The organism is Desulfobacterium sp. N47, from assembly GCF_051233685.1.
In the GTDB taxonomy this organism is placed as follows: Bacteria; Desulfobacterota; Desulfobacteria; order Desulfobacterales; family RPRI01; genus RPRI01.
Genome location: NZ_JBAMMY010000229.1, coordinates 1 through 3,698, shown reverse-complemented (window position 1 = coordinate 3,698; position 3,698 = coordinate 1). Strand labels below are relative to the sequence as shown.

Genomic DNA, 3,698 nt, shown 5'->3' with positions numbered 1-3,698 from the left:
TTGTCTTAACTCCTTGTTATAATTATAATTTATAACAAGGCGACAAAAATTTTTTATCTGCTTTGTCAAGCAAAAAATAAACATTTTTATAATTTTTTTATCCCATATAACATGCAAAAACTTAACCGGACACTACTGGCTCTTATTGGAAATGATGGAATAAAAAAACAGGTGGATATTAAGAGAGTAAAACCATATAATCCATTATAATCAAACAACTTTGGAGGATACGATCATGTCAGTTCTTTTCTCAAAAACCGTTCCTGGACTTCTGGGATTACAGAATCATCTGGTTATGTCTCCGATGACGCGCAGCCGTGCCACCGACAATATTCCAAACGCTATTATGGCGCAGTACTATTCACAACGCGCCACTGCCGGACTCATCATTACCGAGGGAACATCACCCTCACCAAATGGGTTGGGTTATCCGCGAATACCGGGAATATTTTCTTCGGCACAGGTTGAGGGATGGAAACTCATAACCGATGCAGTACACGCCAATGGTGCTAAAATTTTTGTCCAGATTATGCACTGCGGACGAATTGCCCATCCGCTGAATTTGCCTCCGGAAGCACGCATACTGGCGCCTTCCGCTGTGGCGGCAGCAGGTGAGATGTTCACGGATGCCGAGGGCAATAAGCCGCTTCCTTTGCCGCAGGCAATGACTGATGCTGATATTAAAATTACTGTCGCTGAATTTGTTCAGGCCGCAAAAAATGCTGTTACAGCCGGGTTTGACGGCATCGAGCTTCATGGCGCGAATGGTTATCTGCTTGAACAGTTTATCCGTCCGAACTCTAATCTGCGCTCAGATATTTATGGCGGTTCGATTGAAAACCGTGCACGTTTTGTGACAGAAGTGGCTGAAGCAGTAATTGGCGCTATTGGTAAAGACAAGGTTGGAATCAGGCTTTCACCATTTGGTGTTTTCAATGATATGCCGTTGTACGACAAAATGGAGCAAGACTACACTTATCTTGCACAACAGCTCAACAATCTCGGGCTGGTTTATATCCATCTTGTGGATCACTCGCACATGGGTGCTCCGCCGGTTCCGGATACTATTAAAGCAACATTTCGCAAGCTGTTCAATCATACTCTGATTCTTTCCGGAGGTTACGATGCCAGGAGATCTGAAATCGATCTGGCTGAGGGTAAATGCGATCTCATCGCCGTTGGTCGGCCTTTCCTTGCCAATCCCGATCTGGTAACCCGATGGAAAACCGGCTCGGAACTGAATCCGCCTGATATGGCTACGTTTTATACACCTGGTTCCAGGGGCTATACCGACTATCCGGTATTGAAGAAATAGAAAAGAGAGGAAGAAAACCGGCATTAATTTTGACCGCCTTTAGTAAAGACAGGTAATTAAACATATTTATGCAGTCTAAGAAAACATTCGCTTCAGTAAATTATGCTATATGCAACCCCGGAATCTGCAATCCGGACAAGGGGCTTTGTGAGTGCGTGCCGGCATGCACTCACAAAGTGATTAAACAGATCGACGGGGCTTTCGAACAACCCATGATATTTCAGGATATGTGCATGGGATGCTGGGATTGCATTGAAGCCTGCCCATTAGATGCCGTTTTCGTCAAACATGTCACCTGATAAATTACATTCCCTTATTTGGCAGGTATGTTGTCAGGAAGTTTCTTTTGCATGGATTCAAAAACTGCCTTGCTTATTAATCCTTTATCGAAGCATTCTTTAAGCATACTGCCTATAATTTCCTTTTGCTTGGATTCATAAACGGCTTCGCTCATTTTGCCTTGGTTATAACTTCCTTTAAGCCTGCTTAGGTTTTCTTCAAGATTAAGATCTGTTTTCATTGTTGTTCCAACATAAGCGGCCGGAGCAGCCTTTTCCTGATTTAAAGGAAGTCCTGAAAGTGTCATGGCCGGCTAAGGCCAGATCGGAAAGATTATATCCCTGCGGGTCAAGCTCTAAAGTTCCATGACTGTTTATTCCCAAAAATGTGGTCACATAGGTAAGTTTGATGGATTTTTTTAATAGTTGAATGTGTTTTACTTCTGTCCATTTGAAGATTTGTTTTGTTCTTGTTACTAAAGGATGAGCAAGAGTTTCTTTCGGCACATCCATTAAAAAATTATCTTTATCAACAATTGATCGGGTTTTATACGTGTTGCTGGTACATGTTTTTATTATTTCTGCAGCCTGATCTTTAGTCATTTTTCCATAGTATTTGCTTTCGGCAATGAGCTTCAAAGGATCAGGCGAAGATGCGGTATCTCCGTACGCAAAATTTCCCATGAGAAATATGAGCATAAACACGGTTAAACATTTGATTGCACTTAATTGTTTCATAAAATAATTTCCTTTATAGGTTTAAATCGTTGTACTCCTGACCATCCTTTATTTATTCCTCGCTTTGGGTCTGGTATCGTCAATATTGCAATCCGCATCTTTCACAAACGCACATATCCCATAGCGCTTTTTCCCCATGCTTAACAAAATACCGGATATTATAGAGAGCGTTTCCGCATCTTTTACATATTAGCGGAGAAATAGTCATATTAATTCTCGTACATTTTTTTACTGTCCACGCTTTGGCCTCCGCACTATCTTGTGCCGGGCCGCTGATAGTTGTAAAGTCCTGCATATGCATCCTCACACAATAAATTAGAATAAGCTGCAATCCCCAACGTTATTCTGACAAACGCTATAAATCCGCTTTTTCCTTATTTGTCATTATTTGATTTTAGGATCAATACTTTTTATCAAAACATTATTTTAACAATCGCTATAAAATTTATTTCCTCTCATGGCATAGTAACTCCGCCATCAACCGATATAGTCTGACCTGTAATAAAAGAGCCTTCATCCGAAGCTAACAGTACGGCTATGCCGATATAATCTTTTACCGAAGCAGTCCGTCGCAAAGGGGTTACATTCACTATAGATTGAATCATTTGTTTCGGATAATCGGCTGCCAGGATCATCTCGGTATCGGTTGTTCCCACAGGCAATAGCGTTTACATTAATTCCCATCGGACTTAGTTCTGCAGCCATGGACCGTGTCATTGCAAGCATTGCGCCCTTGGTTCCGGCATATTCCGTACTTAGTGGTACACCCACTCTTGCCTGGGCAGAACATATTCCAATAATCTTTCCGTATTTTCTCTTAACCATTTCTCTTGCTACAAACTGAGTGCAGAAAAATACTCCTTTCTGATTTACAGCTACTACCTTGTCAAATGTTTCTTCATTTTTTTCAAGAAATGGGATTGGCGAACCGCTGATACCGGCATTGTTTACCAGTATATCAATCTTTCCGAACTTTTTTATGGCTTTATCCACCATATCTTTGATGTCCGAAAGTACTGAAATATCAGATTTCAAAGCAAGCACTTCAACACCAACATTCTTAATATCCTGTTCAGCGGTTTTAAGCCTTTCTTCATTACGTGCAGTAATTACGATGTCAGCACCTTCTTTTGCCATACCAAGTGCGATAGCTTTACCGATTCCTGCGCTACCGCCTGTTATAATTGCAACTTTATCTTTTAATTTCATAAGTAATCTCCTGCAAGATCCCTCTGTGCCAATATAAGTGAGACACTTTCCCCCAAATAGTTTAATGTAGGGCGGGAAGGAGAAAAGTAGATGGAAAAGAAGGAAATCAAGGTTATGAACCTTAAGCCAAAAGTTGTGGAAATGGAAGGAGCCCGCAG

Annotated in this window: 6 protein-coding genes and 1 pseudogene; 2 read left to right on the top strand and 5 right to left on the bottom strand. The window is 41.3% G+C overall.

Going from position 1 to position 3,698, the window contains the following annotated elements; all coding sequences use genetic code 11:
• Nucleotides 1-235 precede the first annotated feature (235 nt).
• Complete coding sequence (locus tag VXK47_RS14930) at nt 236-1,315, top strand: alkene reductase (protein ID WP_435549584.1); 1,080 nt, start codon at nt 236-238, stop codon at nt 1,313-1,315.
• A gap of 68 nt (nt 1,316-1,383) precedes the next feature.
• The gene (locus VXK47_RS14925; protein WP_435549583.1) at nt 1,384-1,614 is read left to right on the top strand and encodes a 4Fe-4S binding protein; all 231 of its coding nucleotides are present in this window, start codon (nt 1,384-1,386) and stop codon (nt 1,612-1,614) included.
• A 14-nt stretch (nt 1,615-1,628) separates the two neighbouring features.
• Here VXK47_RS14925 and VXK47_RS14920 read toward each other — a convergent pair whose 3' ends face one another.
• From VXK47_RS14920 to VXK47_RS14900, 5 genes and pseudogenes are all read right to left on the bottom strand, one after another.
• Nucleotides 1,629-1,835 carry a hypothetical protein gene (locus VXK47_RS14920; RefSeq protein WP_435549582.1) on the bottom strand — a complete coding sequence of 69 codons (207 nt, stop codon included), beginning with the start codon at nt 1,833-1,835 and terminating at the stop codon, nt 1,629-1,631.
• Nucleotides 1,819-2,331, bottom strand: a complete 513-nt coding sequence (locus VXK47_RS14915) for a hypothetical protein (RefSeq protein WP_435549581.1) — start codon at nt 2,329-2,331, stop codon at nt 1,819-1,821. Before VXK47_RS14915 ends, VXK47_RS14920 begins: the two co-directional genes overlap by 17 nt.
• Before the next feature lie 79 nt (nt 2,332-2,410).
• Nucleotides 2,411-2,626: a hypothetical protein gene (locus tag VXK47_RS14910; RefSeq protein ID WP_435549580.1), complete on the bottom strand. Its 216-nt coding sequence runs from the start codon at nt 2,624-2,626 to the stop codon at nt 2,411-2,413.
• Nucleotides 2,627-2,786: 160 nt separating this feature from the next.
• The gene (locus tag VXK47_RS14905) at nt 2,787-2,936 is read right to left on the bottom strand and encodes an SDR family oxidoreductase (protein ID WP_435549579.1); all 150 of its coding nucleotides are present in this window, start codon (nt 2,934-2,936) and stop codon (nt 2,787-2,789) included.
• Between the two features lie 58 nt (nt 2,937-2,994).
• A pseudogene (locus tag VXK47_RS14900) lies at nt 2,995-3,540 on the bottom strand (SDR family NAD(P)-dependent oxidoreductase); the annotation flags it as partial.
• Between the last annotated feature and the right edge of the window lie 158 nt (nt 3,541-3,698).

Bases quoted from the DNA above. Each gene is read 5' to 3' on its own strand.
- VXK47_RS14920 (WP_435549582.1), bottom strand. From the start codon at position 1,835: ATGAAAACAGATCTTAATCTTGAAGAAAACCTAAGCAGGCTTAAAGGA.
- VXK47_RS14915 (WP_435549581.1), bottom strand. From the start codon at position 2,331: ATGAAACAATTAAGTGCAATCAAATGTTTAACCGTGTTTATGCTCATA.
- VXK47_RS14910 (WP_435549580.1), bottom strand. From the start codon at position 2,626: ATGCAGGACTTTACAACTATCAGCGGCCCGGCACAAGATAGTGCGGAG.
- VXK47_RS14905 (WP_435549579.1), bottom strand. From the start codon at position 2,936: ATGATTCAATCTATAGTGAATGTAACCCCTTTGCGACGGACTGCTTCG.
- VXK47_RS14930 (WP_435549584.1), top strand. From the start codon at position 236: ATGTCAGTTCTTTTCTCAAAAACCGTTCCTGGACTTCTGGGATTACAG.
- VXK47_RS14925 (WP_435549583.1), top strand. From the start codon at position 1,384: ATGCAGTCTAAGAAAACATTCGCTTCAGTAAATTATGCTATATGCAAC.